22 protein-coding genes are annotated in these 22,316 nt (G+C 68.7%); 12 read left to right on the top strand and 10 right to left on the bottom strand.

What is annotated here, in order from left to right; translation table 11 throughout:
• Positions 1–458 precede the first annotated feature (458 nt).
• The 5 genes from SGCZBJ_RS00730 to SGCZBJ_RS00750 form a co-directional block, all read right to left on the bottom strand.
• Positions 459–1,748 carry an outer membrane protein transport protein gene (locus SGCZBJ_RS00730; protein WP_101716128.1) on the bottom strand — a complete coding sequence of 430 codons (1,290 nt, stop codon included), beginning with the start codon at positions 1,746–1,748 and terminating at the stop codon, positions 459–461.
• A gap of 319 nt (positions 1,749–2,067) precedes the next feature.
• Entirely contained in the window at positions 2,068–2,976 is a 909-nt protein-coding gene (locus SGCZBJ_RS00735) for an SDR family NAD(P)-dependent oxidoreductase (RefSeq protein WP_101716129.1), read from the bottom strand.
• Positions 2,977–3,177: 201 nt separating this feature from the next.
• Positions 3,178–4,170, bottom strand: coding sequence for an HlyD family secretion protein (locus tag SGCZBJ_RS00740; protein WP_101716130.1), 993 nt, complete (start codon positions 4,168–4,170; stop codon positions 3,178–3,180).
• Between the two features lies 1 nt (position 4,171).
• Positions 4,172–4,909: an ABC transporter ATP-binding protein gene (locus tag SGCZBJ_RS00745; RefSeq protein ID WP_240621365.1), complete on the bottom strand. Its 738-nt coding sequence runs from the start codon at positions 4,907–4,909 to the stop codon at positions 4,172–4,174.
• Between the two features lie 38 nt (positions 4,910–4,947).
• On the bottom strand, positions 4,948–6,090 hold the full coding sequence (locus tag SGCZBJ_RS00750; protein WP_101716132.1) for an ABC transporter permease: 1,143 nt from the start codon (positions 6,088–6,090) through the stop codon (positions 4,948–4,950).
• 237 nt (positions 6,091–6,327) lie between these two features.
• On the opposite strand from SGCZBJ_RS00750, the gene SGCZBJ_RS00755 reads away from it, so the two are divergent.
• From SGCZBJ_RS00755 to dxs, 11 genes are all read left to right on the top strand, one after another.
• A complete protein-coding gene (locus SGCZBJ_RS00755; RefSeq protein WP_101716133.1) occupies positions 6,328–8,397 on the top strand; it encodes a S46 family peptidase in 2,070 nt (689 codons plus the stop codon).
• Positions 8,398–8,632: 235 nt separating this feature from the next.
• The gene (locus SGCZBJ_RS00760) at positions 8,633–9,556 is read left to right on the top strand and encodes an EF-hand domain-containing protein (RefSeq protein ID WP_101716134.1); all 924 of its coding nucleotides are present in this window, start codon (positions 8,633–8,635) and stop codon (positions 9,554–9,556) included.
• A gap of 287 nt (positions 9,557–9,843) precedes the next feature.
• Complete coding sequence (locus SGCZBJ_RS00765) at positions 9,844–11,127, top strand: NupC/NupG family nucleoside CNT transporter (RefSeq protein WP_101716135.1); 1,284 nt, start codon at positions 9,844–9,846, stop codon at positions 11,125–11,127.
• A 221-nt stretch (positions 11,128–11,348) separates the two neighbouring features.
• Positions 11,349–11,564 carry an endonuclease domain-containing protein gene (locus tag SGCZBJ_RS00770; RefSeq protein ID WP_165799206.1) on the top strand — a complete coding sequence of 72 codons (216 nt, stop codon included), beginning with the start codon at positions 11,349–11,351 and terminating at the stop codon, positions 11,562–11,564.
• 75 nt (positions 11,565–11,639) lie between these two features.
• Positions 11,640–12,257: a glutathione S-transferase family protein gene (locus tag SGCZBJ_RS00775; protein WP_101716137.1), complete on the top strand. Its 618-nt coding sequence runs from the start codon at positions 11,640–11,642 to the stop codon at positions 12,255–12,257.
• A 235-nt stretch (positions 12,258–12,492) separates the two neighbouring features.
• Positions 12,493–13,413: a histone deacetylase family protein gene (locus tag SGCZBJ_RS00780; RefSeq protein ID WP_101716138.1), complete on the top strand. Its 921-nt coding sequence runs from the start codon at positions 12,493–12,495 to the stop codon at positions 13,411–13,413.
• 41 nt (positions 13,414–13,454) lie between these two features.
• A complete protein-coding gene (locus SGCZBJ_RS00785; protein ID WP_101716139.1) occupies positions 13,455–14,075 on the top strand; it encodes a histidine phosphatase family protein in 621 nt (206 codons plus the stop codon).
• A 65-nt stretch (positions 14,076–14,140) separates the two neighbouring features.
• Complete coding sequence (locus SGCZBJ_RS00790; RefSeq protein ID WP_058349196.1) at positions 14,141–14,395, top strand: exodeoxyribonuclease VII small subunit; 255 nt, start codon at positions 14,141–14,143, stop codon at positions 14,393–14,395.
• On the top strand, positions 14,395–14,757 hold the full coding sequence (locus SGCZBJ_RS00795) for a tRNA-binding protein (protein ID WP_101716140.1): 363 nt from the start codon (positions 14,395–14,397) through the stop codon (positions 14,755–14,757). The genes SGCZBJ_RS00790 and SGCZBJ_RS00795 overlap by 1 nt, the downstream gene beginning before the upstream one ends.
• Positions 14,754–15,635, top strand: coding sequence for a polyprenyl synthetase family protein (locus SGCZBJ_RS00800; RefSeq protein ID WP_101716141.1), 882 nt, complete (start codon positions 14,754–14,756; stop codon positions 15,633–15,635). The genes SGCZBJ_RS00795 and SGCZBJ_RS00800 overlap by 4 nt, the downstream gene beginning before the upstream one ends.
• Positions 15,636–15,652: 17 nt before the next feature.
• Positions 15,653–17,572: a 1-deoxy-D-xylulose-5-phosphate synthase gene (dxs, locus tag SGCZBJ_RS00805; protein ID WP_101716142.1), complete on the top strand. Its 1,920-nt coding sequence runs from the start codon at positions 15,653–15,655 to the stop codon at positions 17,570–17,572.
• Between the two features lie 235 nt (positions 17,573–17,807).
• On the opposite strand, the gene SGCZBJ_RS00810 is transcribed toward dxs, so the two are convergent.
• From SGCZBJ_RS00810 to flgF, 5 genes are all read right to left on the bottom strand, one after another.
• The gene (locus SGCZBJ_RS00810; RefSeq protein ID WP_101716143.1) at positions 17,808–18,269 is read right to left on the bottom strand and encodes a hypothetical protein; all 462 of its coding nucleotides are present in this window, start codon (positions 18,267–18,269) and stop codon (positions 17,808–17,810) included.
• 140 nt (positions 18,270–18,409) lie between these two features.
• The gene (gene flgH, locus SGCZBJ_RS00815) at positions 18,410–19,141 is read right to left on the bottom strand and encodes a flagellar basal body L-ring protein FlgH (RefSeq protein WP_101716144.1); all 732 of its coding nucleotides are present in this window, start codon (positions 19,139–19,141) and stop codon (positions 18,410–18,412) included.
• Positions 19,142–19,158: 17 nt separating this feature from the next.
• Positions 19,159–19,920, bottom strand: coding sequence for a flagellar basal body P-ring formation chaperone FlgA (gene flgA / locus SGCZBJ_RS00820; RefSeq protein WP_101716145.1), 762 nt, complete (start codon positions 19,918–19,920; stop codon positions 19,159–19,161).
• Positions 19,921–19,924: 4 nt separating this feature from the next.
• A complete protein-coding gene (flgG, locus tag SGCZBJ_RS00825; protein ID WP_101716146.1) occupies positions 19,925–20,713 on the bottom strand; it encodes a flagellar basal-body rod protein FlgG in 789 nt (262 codons plus the stop codon).
• 13 nt (positions 20,714–20,726) lie between these two features.
• On the bottom strand, positions 20,727–21,464 hold the full coding sequence (gene flgF / locus SGCZBJ_RS00830; RefSeq protein ID WP_101716147.1) for a flagellar basal-body rod protein FlgF: 738 nt from the start codon (positions 21,462–21,464) through the stop codon (positions 20,727–20,729).
• Between the two features lie 222 nt (positions 21,465–21,686).
• Here flgF and fliL point away from each other — a divergent pair, with 222 nt between their 5' ends.
• Complete coding sequence (gene fliL, locus SGCZBJ_RS00835) at positions 21,687–22,301, top strand: flagellar basal body-associated protein FliL (RefSeq protein WP_101716148.1); 615 nt, start codon at positions 21,687–21,689, stop codon at positions 22,299–22,301.
• Positions 22,302–22,316: the final 15 nt, after the last annotated feature.

Consider the following 22,316-nt stretch of genomic DNA (forward strand, 5'->3'; position numbering starts at 1 on the left):
ACGAAGCCGACGGCGGGCGGGCCTGGCCAGCGCCAGGTCCCCGAGCGTCCGGTTTTCCCGACCGGACTCGTTCCCGCTCGACTGCATCCCGCCGCCGCATGGTCGCTGGCCGTGCGCCCCTTCGATGCGGCGAGACGGGTAGAGTGTACGGTGGGTTCGAGCGCGTCTGATCGACGGACGTGAGAAAGTCGTAGGGCGTTGAGTTCGTGGAACTCTTTTCGGCGAACGCCGGGGATCAACGCTGCTCTATCCCCATAACCAGGAACCTCCCCCTGTGGGGGAGGCGATCGCGTCAGCGATCGGTGGGGGGAGTGGGGGCGCAATTGGCCCGCGCGGCCGCAGCTGAGAACGGCCCCCCTCCGGCCCTCCGGGCCGCCTCCCCCAGAGGGCGAGGATCAAAAGAAAAGGCCGCCTGGATCGCTCCAGGCGGCCTTTCCGTGTTCACGAACCTGGAAGGATCAGAACGTCCAGCGGACGCCGGTCGACAGGACCGTGGCGTGGCCGGTGGCCAGGCCGTTCAGGGTCACCGACGAGCCGGTGGCCGTGGCGTCGGTGCGGTGGATCTCGGAATCGTCGAACGAGATGTAGGTCGCGGCGATGTCGAGGTTCAGGTTCGGCTTGGCGGCCCAGGTGGCGCCGACGGCGTAGAGCATGCGGTCGCCGTCCGGAACGCGGGCGGTGCGGCCTTCGTCCGGGGTCGGGGTCGGGTCCTTCTGGACGCCGCCACGCAGGGTCAGGCGCGGGGTCAGCTGGTGATCCACGCCCAGGGCCACGGTGGTGATGTCCTTGTAGTCCTGCTCGCTGACCGAACCGCCGCCGGCGAAGGTGACGCGGATGGCGTCGAACTCGCTCCAGCCGACGCGGGCGACCTGGGCGTTCAGGGTGGTCTTGGGGGTCACGGCCCAGCGGGCGCCGACGCTGGCCATCCACGGGGTGGTGATGGTGGCCTCACCGGCGACGGTGCGGTTGGCCGTGGTCGGCAGCGGGGCCAGGATGCCCGAGACCGCCACGTCGCCCTTCAGGGTGTGCTCGGTCTTCGAACGGTAGCTGGCGCCGAAGGTCAGGGCCGGGGTGGCGTGGAACTGCGCGCCCACGGTCCAGCCGTAGCCCCAGCCGTCGCCGGTCAGCTCCTGGCGGCCGTCGCCTTGCAGCGGCGAGGCGTTCGGCAGGGCGTTCGACAGTTCGGCGTCGGCGTAGACGCCGCTGATGCCCACGCCCAGGTCGAGCTTGTCGTTGACGCGGTAGGCCAGGGTGGCCTGCAGGTCGGCCGTCGTCAGGCGCGACTTGATGGCGTCGTAGCGAGCCCAGCTGTTGGCCTCGTACTCGGTGGTGAAGTTGTAGGGGGCGGCCATCGACAGGCCGACGACGATCTTGTCGTTCAGGCGCCAGGCGCCGGCGAAGTTGGGGACCACGCCGTCGTTGATGACGTCGGTGGCCGTGCCCGTGCCGCCCACCGGGGTGGTGACCGGAACCGGACGGGTGATGGTCGAGCCGTTGTTGGTGACCTTGGAGTTCACCAGCACGGCGTGCAGGCCGCCGTAGACTTCGGCGTGCTCGACGCCGGCGATGGCGGCGGGGTTCCACCACAGGCTGGCGGCGCCGCTGTCGGCGACTTCGCCCGAATAGGCGCGGCCGGCGCCGCGGGCGGATTGTTCCTGCAGGTAGAAGCCCGAGGCGGAGGCTTGCGAAGCGGCGGCGAGGGCGGCGAGCGCGGCGCCGGCGGCGAGGACTTTACGCGAGAGAGCCATGTGACTGACAGACCTTCTTGGGGAGGTTAGGTCCAACCAACACCATGCGATGCTGGAGGTTGCCGCCGGCTCTAACGCACTTTTTCAAAAACCGTTGCTATTTATTCGCGTAACGGTGAATTTTGTTCTCTGCGTCAAAGAAAGAGCGCCATTTTGGCCTCTATTCATTCGTCGTTATGTCAAAATAAGCGCTTTCCCTTAGGTAAAGACTTGTATTCACCGCAATTCTTGCAGGTCGAGATTTTTGTAATTTACGTCAAATGTGGCGATCGCGGACGCGGATGTTCCGGCGTCCGCGATCTATGTGCGCAGGCGGGCGTCAGCCGCCGGCCAGTTTGCGGAAGAACTTCTGGCCCTGCTCGCCGCCGTTGAAATAGGCCTGCTGGCCCGGCTCGGCGGTGATCGCCTCCCAGCTGTCGCGGACTTCCTCGGCCGACAGGCCGCCTTCGCCCAGATAGACGCCCTCGGTCTCGAAGATACGGGCGAGAGCGAAGACGCCGGCGCCGGCGGTGAGGATCGCGCCGGTGGGGGCGTCTTCCGACACCAGGTAGACGACGCCGGGGGTGACGTATTCGGGGTTCAGCTTGGCCAGGATCTCGGGCGGCATCAGGCCCTCGGTCATGCGGGTGGCCGCGACCGGGCTGATGGCGTTGATCTTGACGTTGTTCTTGGCGCCTTCGAGCTTCAGCGTGTTCATCAGGCCCAGCACGGCCATCTTGGCCGCGCCGTAGTTGGACTGGCCGAAGTTGCCGTACATGCCCGAGGACGAGGTGGTGACGACGATGCGGCCGTAGTTCTGGGCCTTCATGATGTCCCACACGGCCTTGATCGGCTTGAAGGTGCCGAAGACGTGGACCTGCATCACCGCCTCGAAGTCGGCCAGCTCCATCTTGGAGAGGGTCTTGTCGCGCAGGATGCCGGCGTTGGCGACGAGGATGTCGATGCGGCCCCACGTGTCGATGGTGGTCTTGACCAGGTCGGCGACGCCGGCGTCGTCGGTCACCGAGGCGCCGTGGGCGATGGCTTGGCCGCCGAAGGCTTCGATCTCGGCCACCACGGCCTTGGCGGCGTCGGACGAGCCGCCCGAGCCGTCGACGCTGCCGCCCAGGTCGTTGACCACCACCTTGGCGCCGCGACGGGCCAGCCCCAGGGCGTGCTGGCGGCCAAGCCCGCCGCCCGCGCCCGTGACGATAGCCACCTGGCCGTCGAAGCGAATGTCGTCCGCCATGCTGTTAAGTCTCCCTCAAACGCGTGTTTGGTTTGTCGCGTTTGTGCGACCGCGAAGAGGGGGCGTCAAGAAGGATCGCCATCCGCAGACAGGGGCGAAACCTCGCCCTTCGACAAGCTCAGGGTGAGGTTTTCCGGCGACCGCGCTTGCCAATGGTCCTCATCCTGAGCTTGTCGAAGGACGAGGACCACGCACGGCGGATCAGCTCTTGGCCGGGTCGGGCGACTGCGGGCCGGTGCGCTTGGCGCCGGCGGTCTGGCCCGGCTTCATGAACTTCACCAGCACGCGCTGGCCGATCAGGAAGGGGGTCTCGTCGGCGCTGACCACCACCTCGACCACGCGGGCGTCGGTGCGCTCGGACGGGTCGTCCGACTGCAGCTTGCGGGCCCCGAACACGGCGGCGCGGCGCAGGACCTTGCCGGTGTAGGTCTTCTTCTGGTCGGCCTCGGGGATGATCTCGACCGACTGGCCGATGGTGACGAACGGGATGGCCGACTCGCTGATCTCGGCGCGGACGATGCGGGCCGTGGACGGCTCGAGGTCGAACATCGAGGTGACGTTCAGGGTCGAGGCGCCCGAGCCCGGATTGGCGTAGCGGCGGGCGATGCGGCCGTCGGCCGGCGCGCGGATGATCGTCAGTTCCTGATTGTAGCGGGCCTGGTTCAGCTGGGCCGCGAAGGTGGCCACCAGGGCGCGCTGGGCGTCGAGCTCGGCGTCGGCGCCGGCGATGGCGTCGCGGGCCTGGTCGAGGCGCTGGCCGGCCACGAAGTTCGAGGCGGTCAGGGCCTGGAGGCGGGCGTATTCGCGCTGGGCCGTGGTCTTGCGGACCTCGAGCACGCGGATCTGGGCCTTGGCCTGGGCGAGGTTGGCCGAAGCGGTCTCGGCGGCCAGGCGGACGTCGTCGTCCTCCTGCTTGGCCAGCGGCTGGCCCTTGTGGACCATGTCGCCTTCCTGGACGTAGACCTCGCTGACGATGCCCTGGCGGCGGGCGGCGACGGCGATCATGCCGCCCTCGACATCGGCCTTGCCGTCGGCGACGGCGCCGTAGGGGGTGGCGGGCGTGGCGGCGGCGGTCTTGGCGGCCTCGACCTTCTTGGCCTTGGCCTGGCTCTGCATCCACAGGCCTCCGCCGAGGATGGCGAGGGCGCCGACGGAGATCAGCCAGAAGCGGCGACGACGGAACAGGGCGGGCATCTCAGGCTCCGATGAGAGGGCGGTCGGCCGCGGCGGGCGCGGGCTGCGACGTGACACGGCGGTCGTCGAGGATGCGGCCGTCCTCGATGTGGATGACGCGGTCGGCGAAGGATTCCATGCGGTGGTCGTGGGTCACGCAGATCACGGCCGCTCCATGCTCCTTGGCCGCCCGCTGCAGCAGGCGGGTGACGATCTGGCCGTTCTCGCCGTCGAGGGCCGAGGTCGGCTCGTCGGCGAACAGCAGCCGGGGCTGCTTGGCCAGGGCGCGGGCGATGGCCACGCGCTGCTTCTCGCCGCCCGACAGCTCGGACGGGCGCTGGTTGACGCGGTGGCCCAGGCCGACCTCGTCGAGCGCGACCATGGCCATGCGCCGGGCCTCGGCGACGTCGTAGCCCTGGTACTTCAGCACGGTGGTGACCTGCTGCAGGGCGGTGAGGGCGGGGAACAGGTTGAAGCCCTGGAAGATGAAGCCGCAGTTGTCGAGGCGGAACTTGTCGATCCGGCCCGACGGCAGCGACCACAGGTCCTGGTCCATGGCCTTGACCCGGCCTTCGTCGGGTCGCAGCAGGCCCGACAGGCAGGCCACCAGGGTCGACTTGCCCGAGCCCGACGGGCCCATGACCATGGTCACGTCGCCGTGCAGGGCGTCGAAGTCGACCGATTTCAGCACCTCGATATAGGTGCGGCCGGTCTTGAAGCGCTTCTGCAGGCCCTTGGCGACGATCGCCGTCTTGCCCATGGAAGATTGGCCCGGGGTGAGAAGGTGAGGGGATTGGCTCATCGCAGCAGATCCGCCGGTTGGCTCTTTTTCAGGATGCCCAGGGCCAGCAGGCCCGAGGCGATGGCGATCAGCATCAGGAACCCGGCCGAGGCGATCACCATGGGGATCGGGAAACTCATCGGCAGGCCGCCCATCTTGGCCAGCTGCGCGACCACGCCCACGAGCACGGCGGTGGCCGCCAGGCCCGCGACGCCGGTCCAGAAGCCCAGCTCGATGACGATCATCCGCAGCGAACCCATCGACACGCCCAGGGCCCGCAGGGAGGCGAACTCCTTGATGTTGGCCAGGATCGCGCCGCGCAGGGTCTGGGAGGTGATGCCGACGCCGATCAGCAGGCCCAGGAAGACCGAGAAGCCCAGCATGATGCCGATGAAGCTCTCCTTCATCATCGCGCCGTCATTGGCCTCGGACAGCTCGGCGCGGGTCCAGGCGCGATAGGCCTTGTCGGAGGTGGCGTTCAGCTGGTCGCGGACGGCCTCGGCGCGGGCCGGGTCCTTGATGCGCACCATCAGCGGGCCGACGCGGCTGCCGGTCGAGGCCTGGCCCAGCAGGCGCAGGGTGTCGCGCGAGACCACGACGGTCGGCTGCATCATGTTCGGATAGCCGTCGAGGATGTAGCGGATGTAGACGGTCTTGCCGTTGATGCTGGCGCGGTCGCCCAGCTTCTGGATGCCCAGCTTGGCCATCCCCGTGCGGTCGATCGCGACCGAGTAGGGCTCCAGCAGCGCCACGCGGATGTTCTCGTTGTAGTCGCGCGGCCAGGTTACGGCGTCGCTGCGGGTGTCGACCGCCGAGGTCTGGATCCACTCGCGCACGCGCTTCTTCCCGGGCGGCGGGTCGTTGCTCCACATGCCGCCGCCGCCGTCGAGATCGGCGACCTCGACCACCTCGGGGTGCATGTACATCTGGGCCATGACCCGGCGCGGCAGGCCGTTGCCGCCGTTCATCAGGCTTTCGGCCTTGGGGCCCAGCACCATGATGTCGGCCGGCGAGCGGTCGATGGTGGCGGTGAACGCCTTGCCGATGCCGGTGAACATGCCGACCTGCGCCAGCACCAGCAGGCCCGAGAAGGCGAGCGCGATGATCGCCGCCAGATATCGCCGCCATTCGTACAACAGTGTGGCCAACGCCAGCGACATGCCGACACGCTCCCCCAATCAACGGTTGCACAAGAACAGCGCAGACCCGCTTAGGCCAAGTTAAATCGGGGTAAGACACGGGCCTTCGACGGAATGTGATCGAGGCGCACGTTTGTTGCGTCGGGCGCTAGACCGACGCAACAAGGATGGCGAAACAGGGGTGGCTCTGGCGGCCTGGCTTGGCTATGGCTGTTACATTGTACGCCACGACGGCGCTGCGCCGTGCAAGGACGACTCATGAAGACTGTGACGCTGGCCGCCTCGGCCCTGGTTCTCTCGTTCGCCGCCGCCGGCGCGGCCCAGGCCGACGAGGGCATGTGGACCTTCGACAACTTCCCCGCGGCAAAGGTCAAGCAGGCCTACGGCGTCGACATCGACCAGAAGTGGCTCGACACCGTGCGCGCCTCGGCCGTGCGCCTGACGACGGGCTGCTCGGCCTCGGTGGTCTCCAAGCAGGGCCTGGTGCTGACCAACAACCACTGCGTGGCCGACTGCACCCAGGCGCTGTCGAGCGAAGGCAAGGACTACGTCAAGGACGGCTTCCTGACCGGCGCGCGCGAAGAGGAACTGAAGTGCGCGGGCATGCAGGCCGAGGTGCTGCTGTCGATCACCGACGTCACCGACCAGGTGAAGGCCGCCGGCGCGGGCAAGACCGGCCAGGACTTCGTCAAGGCGCGCGACGCATCCTTCGCCACCGCCGAGCTGGCCGCCTGCGGCCAGGACAAGACCCTGCGCTGCCAGACCATCAGCTTCTACCGCGGCGGCCAGTACAAGGTTTACAAGTATCGCCGCTACGCCGACGTGCGCCTGGTGTTCGCGCCGGAGTACGCCACGGCCTTCTTCGGCGGCGATCCGGACAACTTCAACTTCCCGCGCTTCAACCTCGATAGCGCCTTCCTGCGCCTGTACGAGGACGGCAAGCCGGCCAATACGCCCAACCACCTGACCTGGCGCGCGACCGCCCCGGTCGAGGGCGAGCCGACCTTCGTGGCCGGCAACCCGGGCACCACCCAGCGCCAGCTGACGGTCTCGCAGCTGGAGACCAACCGCGACCTGATCATCCCGGTGGGCCAATTGCAGCGCTCGGAAATGCGCGGTCGCCTGATCCAGTTCGGCGAGCAGTCCGAAGAGAACAAGCGCATCGCCAACCAGCCGCTGGCCGGCGTCGAGAACAGTTACAAGGTGTTCTTCGGCCAGCAGTTCGTGCTGAGCGACAAGAAGTTCATGGACGCCAAGCGCGCGGCCGAGACCGACCTGAAGGCCAAGGTCGCCGCCGATCCGAAGCTGGCCGCCGAGATCGGCGACCCGTGGGGCGAGATCGACAAGGCCCAAGCCGCCCTGGCCGACCAGTTCGTGCCGATGCGCCAGCTGGAGACCTCGGCCGGCGGCGGCTCGGACCTCTACGGCTACGCCCGCACCCTGGTGCGCGGCGCCCAGGAGCGCGCCAAGCCGGCGGCCGAGCGCCTGCCGGAATACGGCGACACCCGCCTGCCGCTGGTGGAGAAGCGCCTGCTTGACGTGCGTCCGGTCGATGCGCCGCTGGAGCGCATCTATCTCGAGCACTGGCTGCTGAAGACCCGCGAATACCTGACGGCCGACGCGCCGGCCGTGAAGCTGCTGCTGGGCAAGGAAAGCCCCGAAGGCCTTTCGGCCCGCCTGGTCGCCGGCAGCAAGCTGGCCGACCCGGCCGTGCGCAAGGCGCTGTGGGACGGGGGGCTGGCCGCCATCCAGGGCTCGGACGATCCGATGATCCAGTTCGTGCTGAAGACCGAAGGCGCGGGCCGCGACGTGCGCAAGGCCTATGAGGCCAGCGTCACCGCTCCGACCGACGCCGCGGCCGAGCGCATCGCGAAGGCCCGCTTCGCGGTGCTGGGCGACACCGTCTATCCGGACGCCACGTTCTCCTTGCGCCTGTCGTACGGCAAGGTCGCCGGCTGGACCCATCGCGGCCGCACGATCACCCCGTTCACCGACTTCGCAGGCTTCTACGACCGCGTCACCGGCGCCGAGCCCTTCGAGGCCGCTCCGCGCTGGATCGCCGCCAAGGACAAGCTGAACCAGAAGACGGTCTACGACTACGTCACCACCAACGACATCATCGGCGGCAACTCCGGTTCGCCGGTGATCGACGCCAAGGGCCGGGTGATCGGGGCCGCCTTCGACGGCAACATCCACTCGCTGGGCGGCGCCTTCGGCTATGACGGCGCGATCAACCGCACCGTCGTGGTCTCGACCGCGGCCATCACCGAGGCCCTGACCAAGGTCTATGGCCGCGACGCGCTGGTGAAGGAACTGGCCGGGAAGTGACGGCCTGATCCCATCTCTGGGGACCTTGAAAGAGCGCCGCGACAGCTGAACCGCTGTCGCGGCGCTTTTCGTTGATGGGGAGCCGGCGCGGAGAAGGACTGGAGAAGCTCGCATTTCAACGCCGTAACCTGCCGAAATGTGGAATGTTTTTCGCTGGATCCGGAACGCGCCCAGGGCAAGGGCGCGCGTAACGCCCGCGCCATAGCGCGCATCACCGGTTCCAGGAGACATCGCCTTGAGCGTTTCCAGCCTGAGCAGCACCTCGATCATGCAGCAGTTGCTGCAGTCGATGCGCGGCTCCTCGACGACGTCGGCGGCCAGCGCCGCGTCGTCTTCCAGCGGCGCGTCCGCTGGGCAACAAATGCAGGTCGGCAGCGGCGAGCCGCCGCCACCGCCTCCGCCGCCGATGAGCTCGCAAGGCTCCAGCGGCGAGAATTTCAGCTCTGAAACCCTCGGCTCGCTGCTTTCCATGCAGGAAGGCGGCCAGATGGGCGGCATGAGTCAGATGGGGGGCATGGGCGGCGGGCAGGCGATCTTCGAGAGCCTCGACACCGACGCCGACGGCGCGCTGTCGACCGACGAGCTGACCACGGCCCTGACCAATGCGCTGGGCGAGTCCGACGACATCTCCTCGGCGGTCAGCAGCCTGATCTCCGACGGCGACAGCGATGGCGACGGCGTGCTGACGGGCGGCGAGTTCGCGGCCCTGGCCCAGGCTTCAGGCGGACCCGGCGGTCCGCCGCCCGGACCTCCGCCGTCGGGCGGTGGTGAAGGCGGCGCCGGCGGCGCTGGTGGAGGCGGCGGCGTCAGCCAGGTGTTCGACAGTCTCGACACCAACCAGGACGGCACGGTCTCGGCCGCCGAACTGGCCGCGGCCAATACCGACAGCGCCGATGCGGCCACCGCCGCTGCCGACCTGATCTCGGCGGCGGATGCGGACGGCGACGGCGGCCTGTCGGGCCAGGAGTTCGGCGACCTGCTGAAACAGGCTTCGGACGGCTCAGACAGCGCCTCGACCCTGGCCAGCACGCTGTCGAGCTCGTCCCTGGCCTCGGAGATGATGCAGAAGCTGCTGCAACAGCTGGCCGATGCGGCCACCAGCAGCGCCGCCAGCGGGGAGGGCGTCAGCGCGGCCTCGTCGGTGAGCATCGCGGCCTAGTCGCTTAAGCCCTCCCCCTCGATGGGGGAGGGGTGGGTGGGGGTGGACACGGCCTCGGCCGGTTGACCTTGCCGGCGCCGCTTCACCCCCATCCCCGACCCTTCCCCCATCGAGGGGGAAGGGAGAGTGACCTGGCTTCGACCCAGGATTGTTCGCCTAGCAGGCGCCGGCCGCCCCGACGCCGAAGGTTAAGCAAGCCGCTTGCGCCGGGCGCGCTTGTGTTGGACAAACTGGCCCCTTGGTCGGCGTCGCGGGGGCGTCGCTTCACAATTCAAGGTTCTGCCGTCTTGCTTTTCCGTCCTGAGAACGTTCAGGCCCTCGCGGGTCTGGCGCTCACCCTGGGCCTTTGCTGGCTCGTCTCCGAAAACCGCAAGCGCTTCCCGTGGGTGCTGGCCATCGGCGCCCTGATCATCCAGGTCGGCCTGGTCGTCCTGCTGTTCGGCCTGCCTCAGGCCCAGCAGATGCTGCGCGGCGTCAACGGCGCGGTCGAGGGCCTGGGCGCCTCCACCCAGGCCGGCACGGCCTTCGTGTTCGGTTTCCTGGCCGGCGGCGACCAGCCCTATCCGGTCAGCAATCCGGGCGCGGGCTTCATCTTCGCCTTCCGCGTGATGCCGGTGATCCTGGTGGTCTGCGCCCTGTCGGCGCTGCTGTGGCACTGGAAGATTCTGAAGTGGGCCGCCCAAGGCTTCGGCTTCGTGTTCCAGAAGACCCTGGGCCTGCGCGGCCCGCCGGCCCTGGCCACCGCCGCCACCATCTTCATGGGCCAGATCGAAGGCCCGATCTTCATCCGCGCCTATCTCGACAAGCTGTCGCGCTCGGAACTCTTCATGCTGATCACGGTCGGCATGGCCTGCGTGTCCGGCTCGACCATGGTGGCCTACGCCACCATCCTGGCCGACGTCCTGCCCAACGCCGCCGCCCACGTGCTGACCGCCTCGATCATCTCGGCCCCGGCCGGCGTGCTGCTGGCGCGCATCGTGGTGCCGTCGGATCCGCTGGAAAAGGGCGGCGACCTGGACCTGGCCGCCGAGGACAAGACCTACGGCAGCTCGATCGACGCCGTGATGAAGGGCACCACCGACGGCCTGCAGATCGCGCTGAACGTCGGCGCGACCCTGATCGTCTTCGTGGCCCTGGCCACCATGCTCGACAAGTTCCTGGCCATGCTGCCGGCCGTCGGCGGCCAGCCGCTGAGCCTGACGCGCGGCCTGGGCGTGGTGTTCTCGCCCCTGGCCTGGTCGATGGGCATCCCCTGGAAGGAAGCCGGCAGCGCCGGCGGCCTGCTGGGCACCAAGCTGATCCTCACCGAGTTCACCGCCTTCATCCAGATGGCCAAGACCGGCGCGGCCAGCCTCGACGAACGCTCGCGGATGATCATGACCTATGCGCTGTGCGGCTTCGCCAACATCGGCTCGGTGGGCATGAACGTCGCCGGCTTCTCGGTGCTGGTGCCCCAGCGCCGCCAGGAAGTGCTGAGCCTGGTGTGGAAGGCGATGATGGCCGGCTTCCTGGCCACCTGCCTGACCGGCTCGCTGATCGGCCTGATGCCGCGGGTGCTGTTCGGGTTGTAGGGGCCGTTGCCTCCACCTCTCCCTTCCCCCTTGATGGGGGAGGGGGTGGGGATGGGGGTGACACGGCGTGTCAGAACGAACACCAAGGCCGACGCACGCCCCCGGCGCCGTCGGCCGCGCCCGCCGCCTTCGGCGGACATGACCGCCGGCGAGCGGAACCTGTGGAAGGCGCTTAGAGCGCTCATCTCCACATCCGCCGCCAGGCGCCGATCGGCCGCTATGTGGCTGACTTCGTCCACCACGGATCTCGCCTCGTGATCGAGGTCGACGGCGGCGGACACGATCTTCCCGAGCAGCAACTTTACGACGCCAAGCGCGACGGCTGGCTGGCGAGTCAGGGCTATCGTGTCATGCGCGTGCGTGACGCCGAGGCGTTCGGAAATCCCGACGAGGTCGCCGGGCGTGTGGCGGCGGAAATTCGGAAATTAATCGTCTGACGCTGCGTCACCCCCATCCCAACCCTTCCCCCATCAAGGGGGAAGGGCTTTGTTGGGCGCGGGAGGACTATCAGAATGAAGCTCTATGACAGCCGGCGTGCGCCCAATCCCCGGCGGGTGCGGTGGTTCATGGCCGAGAAGGGGATCGAGGACGTCGAGATCGTCGAGGTCGACATCTTCGCCGGCCAGCACCGCACGCCCGACTACATGGCCAGGGCGGGCCTGCCCAACGTGCCCGCCCTGGAGATGGACGACGGGACCACGATCACCGAGTCGGTGGCCATCTGCCGCTACCTCGAAAGCGTCTATCCCGAGCCCAACCTGTTCGGCCGTGATCCGCGCGAGGTCGCAATCGTCGAGATGTGGGCCAGGCGCGCCGAGATGCTGGTGGCCACGCCGCTGATGCTGACCGTGCGCCACAGCCATCCGGCCCTGGCGGCGATCGAGACCCAGATCCCCGAGGTGGCCGCCAGCAACCGCGCCGCCGCCGAGAAGGGGATCAGGGTGCTGGACAGGCGCCTGGCGGAGAGTCCGTTCATCGCCGGCGACCGGGTGACCATCGCCGACATCCTGGCCGTGACGGGCATCGACTTCGCGCGGATGGCGCGGTTCCGGCCGGATCCGGAACTGGCGAACGTGAAGCGCTGGCTGGACGAGATGAACGCCCGCCCGGCGGCGAAGGCGGGGGTTTAGGGGGCAAGCGAATTTGATGTCGGCCAAGCGGGCGACGTTTTCCGCGATCCCTCCCCCTTGATGGGGGAGGGGCAGGGGTGGGGGTGATGCGGCGTCAAACGCTGCGCCGTCGCCAATTCAGCAGCCACCCCCCATCCCCGACCCTTCCCCCATCAAGGGGGAAGGGAGAGAGCAGCGCAGCTAGGCTCCTCCAGCCCCGCTTGGCGGCCGCCATCCATCCGGCATAACCTCGTCCATGGCCGTCTCGCTGTTCACCCATGCCGACATGCTCGACCACCGGCCGGGGCCCGGTCATGTGGAAAGCCCCGCGCGGCTGAAGGCGGTGATCGACGCGCTGGAGGACGAGGCGGGCCTGGATCTCGAGGCCTTCGAGGCGCCGCTGGTCGATCCGGCTGACCTCGCCCGCGTGCATCCGGCGGCCTTCGTCGATTCGATCTTCGCCGCCGCGCCGCATGCGGGGATCCATGCGCTGGATCCCGACACGGTGCTGTCGACGGGCAGCCTGATCGCGGCCCGACGCGCCGCGGGAGCGGTGACCGCCGCCGTGCGGCAGGTGGCGGCGGGCGAGGGCCGGCGGGCCTTCTGCGCGGTGCGGCCGCCGGGCCATCACGCCGAGCCGGCCATCGCCATGGGCTTTTGCGTGTTCTCCAACGTGGCCGTGGCGGCGCGCGTGGCCCAGGCCAGCGGCCTGGCCCGCGTCGCCATTGTCGATTTCGACGTCCATCACGGCAACGGCAGCCAGGCGGCGTTCGAGCACGACCCGACGGTGATGGTGGCCTCGATCCACCAGTCGCCGCTCTACCCCGGCACCGGCGATTCCTCGGAGACGGGCGTGGGCAACATCGTCAACGCCACGCTGGCGCCGGGCGCGCCGCGCGAATCCTGGCGGCGGGCGTTCGAGGGATTGATGGAGCGAGTCGACGGGTTCGCGCCGGACCTGATCCTCGTCTCGGCCGGATTCGACGCCCACGAGCGCGATCCCCTGGCCTCGCAAAGCCTTCGCAGCGAAGACTTCGCCTGGGCCACAAGGGCGATCGTGTCGGTGGCCGACCATCGGGCCAGAGGGCGTATTGTCTCCTCGCTCGAGGGCGGGTACGACCTCGAAGCGCTCGGCCGTTCGGCGAAGGCGCATGTCAGAGCGCTTCAGGAAGGATGAGACCCGGTTCCGCGTCAGCGGCCGCCGGGTCGTCGAGGAAAATGGCCGACGCACCGACCGCCGACCAGACCGCCTCGAGCGTGGTCCGCCCGCCCGGGGCCATCGTCCTGGCCCGCCATGGCGAACCGGCGCTGTCGCGCAAGGTGCGCTTCGACGCCAGGACCTATGGCGACTGGTGGGGGCGCTACGAGGAGGGCGGCCTGCTGCCCGGCCAGACCCCGCCCGACTGCCTGCTGGAGATCGCCCAGCGCTCGGAGGTGATCGTCTCCTCGACTCGCCGGCGCTCGATCGAGACCGCCCAGGCCGTGGCCGGCGGCCGCGACTTCCCGCGCGACCCGATGTTCATCGAGGCGCCGCTGCCGCCGCCGCCGTGGCCCAGCTGGATCAAGCTGTCGCCCAAGAAGTGGGGCTTCTTCGCCCGCTTCTGGTGGTGGTTCTTCGACCATCACATGGGCCAGGAAAGCCGCAAGCAGGCCGAGGCCCGCGCCGAAGCGGCCGCCGACGCGCTGATCGCCCTGTCGCAGGACGGCCGCGACGTGCTGCTGGTGGCCCACGGCTTCTTCAACGTGATGATCGGCAACGCCCTGCAGGCGCGGGGCCTGAAGAAGACGCTCGACCAGGGCTTCCAGTACTGGTGCGTCAAGCGCTTCGAGCGCGCCTGACCTTTCACAGCCGTTGCCCGCCGGCCCCACGCCAACTAGGGTGCCAGCTTCTCCTTGGAGTAGAAATGACCGACGCCGCTTCTCCCGTGCACGACCTCTCGGCCCTGAGCTTCGAACAGGCCCTGGCCGAGCTTGAGAAGATCGTGTCCGAACTGGAATCGGGCCAGGCGCCGCTGGAACGCTCCATCGACATCTACGAGCGCGGGGCGGCCCTGAAGGCGCACTGCGAAAAGAAGCTCGAGGCCGCGCGCCTGAAGGTCGAGAAGATCGTCCTGGGCCAGGGCGGCGCCGCGGGCGTCGAGCCGGCCGAGTTCTCCTGATGGGCCAGGCCTCGCCGAAACTGTCGCCGACGATCGCGTTCGAGGAGTTCGAGCGCGTGGACATCCGAGTCGGCACGATCGTTTCGGCCGAGGCCTTTCCCGAGGCCCGCAAGCCGGCCTACAAGCTGGCGATCGATTTCGGACCGGCGTTCGGCGTAAAGCGTTCGTCGGCCCAGGTTACCCGCCACTACACGACCGACCAGCTGGTCGGACGCCGGGTGGCGGCGGTGGTGAATTTCAAGCCGCGTCAGATCGGCCCGTTCATGTCGGAGGTCCTGTGCCTGGGCTTTCCCGACGACGAGGGCGAAGTCGTCCTCGTGACGGTGGATCGCGCGGCGCCCAACGGGGGAAAGCTGTTTTGAGCGACCTTGGCAAGCGCATCGCCCAGGCGGCCGATATCGTCACCGTGGCGCTCGACGAGCTGCTGCCGCGCGCCGACGGGCCCGAAAGCCGCCTGACCGAGGCCATGCGCTATGCGGCGCTGGGTCCGGGCAAGCGCCTGCGGCCGTTCTTCGCGCTGGAAACCGGCAAGATGTTCGACCTGCCCGAGCGGCCGGTGCTGCGCGCGGCCTGCGCGCTGGAATGCATCCACGCCTACAGCCTGGTGCATGACGACCTGCCGGCCATGGACGACGACGACATGCGTCGCGGCCGTCCCACCGTGCACGTGCAGTACGACGAGGCCACGGCCATCCTGGCCGGCGACTCGCTGCAGACGGCGGCCTTCGAGATCATGGCCCACCCCGACACCCACGACGACGGCCACGTCCGTTCGGAGCTGGTGCGCAAGCTGGCGATCGCCTCGGGCGCGCGCGGCATGTGCGGCGGCCAGATGATCGACCTCCTGGGCGTCCGCGACGACCTGGGCGCGGTGGCGCGGATGCAGCGCCTGAAGACCGGCGCCCTGATCGCCTTCGCCTTCGAGATCCCGCTGATCATCGGCCGGGCCAAGGAAGCCGAGCGCGCCGCGCTGATGGGCTTCGCCCAGGACCTGGGGCTGGCCTACCAGATCGTCGACGACATCCTCGACGCCGAGGGCGACGAAGCCACCCTAGGCAAGGCCGCCGGCAAGGACGCCGCCAAGGGCAAGGCCAACTACGTCACCCTTCTGGGCCTGGACGCCGCCAAGGAGCGCGTGGAGCTTCTGGCCGCGCAGACCAAGGCTCACCTCGATATCTTTGGCGACAGGGCCGATCATCTGCGCGAAAGCGTTGATTTCGTGCTGGACCGCCGCAACTGACCGCGCTCTTTACAGACATGCCGACGCAAACTCCTCTTCTCGACACCGTTTCCTCGCCCGCCCAAACGCGCGGGTTGTCGATCGCCGAGCTCAAACAGCTGGCGCAGGAGGTGCGCGCCGAGATGATCGACGCGGTCTCCGTCACCGGCGGCCACCTGGGCGCGGGCCTGGGCGTGGTCGAGCTGACCGTGGCCCTGCACCACGTCTACGAGACGCCCAGGGACATCCTGATCTGGGACGTCGGCCACCAGGCCTATCCGCACAAGATCCTCACCGGCCGCCGCGACCGCATCAAGACGCTGCGCCAGGGCGGGGGCCTGTCGGGCTTCACCAAGCGGGCCGAGAGCGAATTCGACCCGTTCGGCGCGGCCCACGCGGCCACCTCGATCTCGGCGGCGCTGGGCTTCTGCGCCGCGCGCGACGCCAAGGGCGAGGACAACGCCGTCGTGGCCGTGATCGGCGACGGCTCGCTGGGCGCGGGCATGGCCTATGAGGCGATGAACGCGGCCACCGACGCCACGCGCCAGCTGACGGTCATCCTCAACGACAACGACATGTCGATCGCCCCGCCGGTGGGCGGCATGAGCGCCTATCTGGCCAACCTCGTCTCGGGCGGCGCCTATCGCAAGGCGCGCAAGCTGGGCAAGACGGTGGTCGAGAAGCTGCCGACCCCGATCCGCGATGCGGCCCGCAAGGCCGAGGAATACGCCCGCGGCATGGTCACCGGCGGCACCTTCTTCGAGGAGCTGGGCTTCCACTATGTCGGCCCGATCGACGGCCACGACATGGACGCCCTGGTCTCGGTGCTGAAGAACGCCCGGGAGTTCAAGGAAAAGCCCGTCCTCGTCCACGTCGTCACCCAGAAGGGCAAGGGCTACGCCCCGGCCGAGGGCGCGGCCGACAAGCTGCACGCCGTGGCCAAGTTCGACGTCGTCACCGGCCAGCAGCAGAAGGCGGCCGCCGGCCCGCCCAGCTACACGAAGGTGTTCGCCCAGGAACTGGTCAAGCAGGCGGCCAAGGACGGCAAGATCGTCGCCATCACCGCCGCCATGCCCTCGGGCACGGGCCTCGACATCTTCGAAAAGGCCTATCCGACCCGCACCTTCGACGTCGGCATCGCCGAGCAGCACGCGGTGACCTTCGCCGCGGGCCTGGCCGCCGACGGCATGAAGCCGTTCGCGGCGATCTATTCGACCTTCCTGCAGCGCGGCTACGACCAGGTGGTCCACGACGTGGCCATCCAGCGCCTGCCGGTGCGCTTCGCCATGGACCGCGCCGGCCTGGTCGGCGCCGACGGTCCCACGCACGCCGGATCCTTCGACATCGGCTTCATGGGGGCTCTGCCCGGCATGGTGCTGATGGCCGCCGCCGACGAGCTGGAACTGGCCCGCATGGTCGCCACCGCGGTGGAGATCGACGACCGCCCCAGCGCCTTCCGCTATCCGCGCGGCGAGGGCGTGGGCGTCGAACTGCCGGCCGGTCCGGCCGATCCTCTCGAGATCGGCAAGGGCCGCATCGTGCGCGAGGGGACCAGCGTCGCCATCGTCTCGTTCGGCACGCGCCTTTCGGAAAGCCTGAAGGCCGCCGACCTGCTGGCCGCGCGCGGCCTGTCGGCCACGGTCTGCGACGCCCGCTTCGCCAAGCCGCTGGACCTTGACCTGCTGCTGCGCCTGGCGCGCGAGCACGAGGCCATCGTCACGGTGGAAGAGGGCGCCATGGGCGGCTTCGGCGCCTTTGTGCTCCAGGCCCTGGCCCAGCACGGCGCCCTGGATCGCGGCCTGAAGATCCGCACCCTGGGCCTGCCCGACGTGTTCCAGGACCAGGACAAGCCCGACCTGATGTACGCCGAGGCGGGTCTGGACGCGGAAGGCATCCTGCGCGGGGCGCTGTCGGCGCTGGGCATGGACAATGTCAGCGCCGCGGGGCGGCGGGCTTAGCCTCCGCACTCAGGTAGAGAGTATCGAACGCCGCGACGGTCGCCGTCGCGGCGTTTTGCTTTTCCGGCTCGCCGATGTCGCCTGCCTCATCCCTGGATGCGGGTGATGGCTGCACCAATGTCGGTTCACGACCCCGAGCGCACGTCCTTGGACCCTCTCTCCATGAGAGAGGGGTTTGAAGCGCGTTCCACCGTGGCGAGGGAGGTGGAAGAAGAGAGCGGGAGGAAAGCTCGTCCTAAGCCCCGCACGCCTCGAAGAACGCCTTCACGCGGCGGCGTTCGTCGGCCTTGGCGGCGATGCTGTGGCGCTGGCCGGCGTTAACGATCGCCAGATCGCCCGTGCGGCGAAAATTGCCTAGTGCGGGGTCGCGCGTGGTCGCCGAGGCCAGCAGGAGGCTCCCGGTTCCGCCGCTTTCGGCGGGCTTGGCGGCCAGGTGCGACGTCCGGTCGCGGCTGGCCAGCCCTATGGTTCCGCCCTCCAGACCGCTGGCCGAAACCTCGACCGGCCCGCCCGGCGCGGGGCAGACCAGCATCAGCAGCACCTCGTCGCTGGAGGGGCGGCCGTAGGCCAGTTTCGGGCCTTCGCCGGGCTCGTTGAGATAGGCCCAGGCATAGGCGGGATTTGCCGACTGCTCGTGCGCGCAGCCGGCCAGCCCGAGGGCGGCGAGCAGTGCGGCGGCGACGAGGCGGGAAGACATGGCGGCGGATCTCCTTCGTCAGGAGAACGCCTCGCCGCCTAGGCGGTTTCTGCCGGTCTGCCTCCGCTCACCCTGGAGGCGGCGGAGGAGAGCCGAGTGTACGCCGTGGCCCGGACCTGTCCGGAACGGCCCCTAGATCATCAGAACGGCGAGAACTTCTCGACCAGCGACTGGCCGGCCGGGGTCTTCTGCACGCGGCTGATGTCGCCGCGGCCGCCGTAGTTGATGCGGGCTTCGGCGATCTGGGTGTGCTTGATGGTGTTGGCCGAGGAGATGTCTTCCGGACGAACGATGCCGGCCACGGTCAGCTGGCGCAGTTCGTTGTTGGTCTTCACCTCCTGGGTGCCCTGGATGACCATGTTGCCGTTGGGCATGACCTGGGCGACGATCGCGGCGACCGTCAGGTTGATCTTCTCCGAGCGGCTGACGCTGCCGGCGCCCGAATTGGAGAAGGCCGAGTTGGTGCCCACGGCGTTGGCCGGGTCGAAACCGCCCGGCAGAACCTTGCCCAGGCTGGATTCCAGGCCGAAGAAGTTGCTGACGCCAGCGTTGCCCGTCGAGGTGCGCGACGACTTGCTGGTGTTGTTGGTGCTGACGCTGTCGTCGATCTCGATCAGCACGGTGACGATGTCGCCGACGCGGCTGGCGCGCTGGTCGTTGAAGAAGGCGCGGGCGCCGACGCGCCACAGCGAGTTGGCCGAGGCGGCCTGCGGGGCCGGTTCGCGGGCCGAGACGTAGGTCGGGGCCATGGGGGCGAGCGAGGCGGGGTAGCCGACGGGGGCCAGTTCGGGGCCCTTCACCGCTTCGGAAACGGTCGAGCAGGCGGCGATCGGGGCGAGCAGGGCGAGGGCGACGAAGGCGGCGGGGCGCATGGGTGTCTCTTGCTCTCTTATCGGGCGGCGTAGCGCACGGAATTGGAACGGGCCTTGAGGGCTTGCGCCTCGGGGCCGACGGCGGCCGAACCGGGGCCGGTGGCCACCGCTTCGATGATCTTCTTGCTGGCGGTGTTCTGCACGCTGACGGCTTCTCCGACGGCGGCGGCGCTCATGGCCTTGCCTTGCAAGGTGAGGGCCACGCCGGCGTAGTCGTAGGTGACTGCGACAACATCGCCCTTGGCGATGACCTGGGCGGCGGCGACGTCGCGCATCGAGGCGGCGGAACCCTCGCGCAGCGGGCGCTTGGTGGTCATGCCGATCATGGCGTCGGCGTCGGACGGGGCGTCGAAGGGCGCCGAGGCGACCTTGATCCACACCAGGTCCTGCGGCTGCACGGTCTCGCCGGCGGCCAGGCTGCGGGCGTAGGCAAGAACCTCCACGTTGCCGCGCGGAGCGGAGGCGGAAGCGCCCGCCAGCTGGCCGCCGCCTTCGGCGCCCTGGCGGATGATGATGCGGCGCAGGCCCTGCGGGTTGGCCCACTCGAGCCCCGCGCGGCGGGCGGTCATCTGCACCTGGGCGGCGTCGAGCACGGCGCTGGGACCAAGGCGGCGGCCCACGACGACCGAACCGGCCGAGCCGGCGCCGTCGAAGAGTTCGCCCAGCGTGATGACGCCGTCGGCGTCGGTGGTGTCCTGGCGCAGGCTGACGGGCTGGCCGGCGAAGGCGGCCGGGGCGGCGATCAGCAGGGCGGCGGCGGCGAGGAGCAGGCTTTTCATGAGCTTACGACCGCAGGTTCGAGGTGGCCTGGAGCATCTGGTCGGCCGTGGTGATGACCTTGGAGTTCATCTCGTAGGCGCGCTGGGCGACGATCAGCGAGGTGATTTCGCTGACGGCGTCGACGTTCGAGGCTTCGGTGTAGTTCTGCAGCAGGGTGCCGAAGCCGGGCTGGCCGGGGGCGGCGATGTTGGCCGCGCCGGACGCGCCGGTCTCCAGATAGAGGTTGTCGCCGATGGCCTCGAGGCCGCCTTCGTTCATGAAGTTGGCCAGCTCGATCTGGCCGACCGTCTGCGGGTCGGTCTGGCCGTCGAGGTTGACCTGCACCAGGCCGGTCTTGCCGATGGTGATGCCGGTGGTGTTCTCGGGCAGGGTGATGCCCGGCTGGACGAGATAGCCGTCCTCGGTGACGATCTGGCCCTGGTCGTTGGTCGAGAAGTTGCCGGCGCGGGTGTAGGCGGTCTCGCCCGAGGGCAGCAGGATCTGCAGGTAGCCCTTGCCCTGGATGGCCACGTCCAGCGGGTTGTTGGTCATGGTCGGCGTGCCCTGCTCGGTGATGCGGTACACCGAGCCGGCCTTGACGCCGCCGCCGACCTGAACGCCGGTCGGGACCACGTTGCCGTCGCTCGACGACTGGGCGCCGGCGCGCTCGATCGTCTGGTACAGCAGGTCCTGGAACTCGGCCCGTTGGCGCTTGAAGCCGACGGTGTTCATGTTGGCGATGTTGTTCGAGATGACTTCGACGTTCAGCTGTTGGGCCGACATGCCGGTCGCGGCGGTGCGCAGAGCTTGCATTGTTCGTTATCCCTTACTGGACCTTGCCCATGCGCTCGACGGCGGAGCGCGAGAGTTCGGCGGTCTGGTCCATCATCTTGGCGATGCTCTCGTAGGCGCGGCTGACCTCGATGAGCTTGGTGATCTGCTGGATGGGCTGGACGTTCGACCCCTCCAGCATGCCTTGGTGGATGATCGCGTCGGTGGCGGACTGCGGGGTCTCGTTGCCGACGTTGCGATAGAGATTGTCGCCGTCCTTGCGCAGCGAGGCGAGGTCGGAGAAGCGGGCGACGCCGATCTTGCCCACGCGCACCTGGCCCTGGGTGACGATGCCGTCACGGCCGATGCTGACGGGGCCAAGTTCCGGGTCGACGGTGATCTGGCCGCCGCCGTCGTCCAGCACCGGAGCGCCTTCCTGGGTGGTCAGGACGCCTTCGGGATTGGTGGTGAAGCGGCCGTCGCGGGTGTAGCGCTCGCCTTCGCCGGTCGAGACCTTGAAGAACCCCTGGTTCTCGATGGCCAGGTCGAAGGTACCGCCGGTCTGGTTCAGGGCGCCGGGCGTGAAGTCGCGGATCACGCCGTCGTCGAGCACGAACTTGATCGGCGCCGGGCCGCCCGCGGTGCGCGCGGGCTTGGCCGCCTCGGTGCGGACCATCAGGTCCTCGACCTTGAAGCCGGTGGTGTTCGCGTTGGCGATGTTGTTCGCGACGATGTCCAGCTCACGACGGAGCGTCATCTGCCGCGAAAGGCCCACATACAGCGCGTTGTCCATGACGATTAACTCGCAGTTTGGCGCGACAAATGCGCCGCAACCCTGCAAGCAAGCCCCGTGCCAACTCTAAAATCGCAATGAAAACAGTGGGGAGGGTGGTTAACGCTGGCGCTTTGCCAGAGTCCGCCGGGCAGATTCGACCTGCGACCAAATGGCCTTCAAAAGAGATCGTTAACCATGCTCGCGCATGAGTACGGGTCATAGATTTCAAGGAACCTGCGCGTGGCCAAGAAACCCCCGAAGGAAGCTCCCGCCCCGGAAGGCGAAGAGGGCGCGGCCGAGGGTGAAGCTCCCGCCAAGAAGAAGCCGCCGATCATCCTGATCGCGGCGGCCGCCGGCCTGCTCGTGGTCGGTGGGGGCGGGGCCGCGGCCTTCTTCCTGATGAAGCCCAAGCCGGCCGCCGAGGGCGAAGCCGGCCACGGCGAGGAGAAGAAGGAAAAGAAAAAGGAAAAGAAGAAGGAAGAGGGCAGCGAGGGCGCCAAGACCGCCGAGGGCGGCGCCGGCGCGCCGGTCATCAAGGAAGGCCCCGACGGCGTGGTGTTCTACACCCTGCCCGACCTCGTCGTGAACATGCAGTCGGCCGACGGCAAGTCGACCTTCCTGAAGCTGAAGCTGACCTTCGAGCTGCCCGACGAGGAGACGGCCGAGGCGCTGACGCCGAACCTGCCGCGCCTGACCGACATGTTCCAGACCTTCCTGCGCGAACTGCGTCCCGAGGACCTCGCCGGCAGCCAGGGCAGCTACCAGCTGCGCGCCGAGCTGCTGCGCCGTGTTAACCTGGTGGCCGCCCCTTCGAAAGTTAACGCCGTCCTGATCGAGGAGATGCTGATCAACTAGCCTTCGGGCCGGCTG

This window comes from Caulobacter zeae (genome assembly GCF_002858925.1).
In the GTDB taxonomy this organism is placed as follows: domain Bacteria; phylum Pseudomonadota; class Alphaproteobacteria; order Caulobacterales; family Caulobacteraceae; genus Caulobacter; species Caulobacter zeae.

Excerpts from the sequence above, each read along its gene's own strand:
- SGCZBJ_RS00730 (WP_101716128.1), bottom strand. The coding sequence starts at position 1,748 with ATGGCTCTCTCGCGTAAAGTCCTCGCCGCCGGCGCCGCGCTCGCCGCC.
- SGCZBJ_RS00735 (WP_101716129.1), bottom strand. The coding sequence starts at position 2,976 with ATGGCGGACGACATTCGCTTCGACGGCCAGGTGGCTATCGTCACGGGC.
- SGCZBJ_RS00740 (WP_101716130.1), bottom strand. The coding sequence starts at position 4,170 with ATGCCCGCCCTGTTCCGTCGTCGCCGCTTCTGGCTGATCTCCGTCGGC.
- SGCZBJ_RS00745 (WP_240621365.1), bottom strand. The coding sequence starts at position 4,909 with ATGGGCAAGACGGCGATCGTCGCCAAGGGCCTGCAGAAGCGCTTCAAG.
- SGCZBJ_RS00750 (WP_101716132.1), bottom strand. The coding sequence starts at position 6,090 with ATGTCGCTGGCGTTGGCCACACTGTTGTACGAATGGCGGCGATATCTG.
- SGCZBJ_RS00755 (WP_101716133.1), top strand. The coding sequence starts at position 6,328 with ATGAAGACTGTGACGCTGGCCGCCTCGGCCCTGGTTCTCTCGTTCGCC.
- SGCZBJ_RS00775 (WP_101716137.1), top strand. The coding sequence starts at position 11,640 with ATGAAGCTCTATGACAGCCGGCGTGCGCCCAATCCCCGGCGGGTGCGG.
- SGCZBJ_RS00780 (WP_101716138.1), top strand. The coding sequence starts at position 12,493 with ATGGCCGTCTCGCTGTTCACCCATGCCGACATGCTCGACCACCGGCCG.
- SGCZBJ_RS00785 (WP_101716139.1), top strand. The coding sequence starts at position 13,455 with ATGGCCGACGCACCGACCGCCGACCAGACCGCCTCGAGCGTGGTCCGC.
- SGCZBJ_RS00790 (WP_058349196.1), top strand. The coding sequence starts at position 14,141 with ATGACCGACGCCGCTTCTCCCGTGCACGACCTCTCGGCCCTGAGCTTC.
- SGCZBJ_RS00795 (WP_101716140.1), top strand. The coding sequence starts at position 14,395 with ATGGGCCAGGCCTCGCCGAAACTGTCGCCGACGATCGCGTTCGAGGAG.
- dxs (WP_101716142.1), top strand. The coding sequence starts at position 15,653 with ATGCCGACGCAAACTCCTCTTCTCGACACCGTTTCCTCGCCCGCCCAA.
- SGCZBJ_RS00810 (WP_101716143.1), bottom strand. The coding sequence starts at position 18,269 with ATGTCTTCCCGCCTCGTCGCCGCCGCACTGCTCGCCGCCCTCGGGCTG.
- flgH (WP_101716144.1), bottom strand. The coding sequence starts at position 19,141 with ATGCGCCCCGCCGCCTTCGTCGCCCTCGCCCTGCTCGCCCCGATCGCC.
- flgA (WP_101716145.1), bottom strand. The coding sequence starts at position 19,920 with ATGAAAAGCCTGCTCCTCGCCGCCGCCGCCCTGCTGATCGCCGCCCCG.
- flgG (WP_101716146.1), bottom strand. The coding sequence starts at position 20,713 with ATGCAAGCTCTGCGCACCGCCGCGACCGGCATGTCGGCCCAACAGCTG.
- flgF (WP_101716147.1), bottom strand. The coding sequence starts at position 21,464 with ATGGACAACGCGCTGTATGTGGGCCTTTCGCGGCAGATGACGCTCCGT.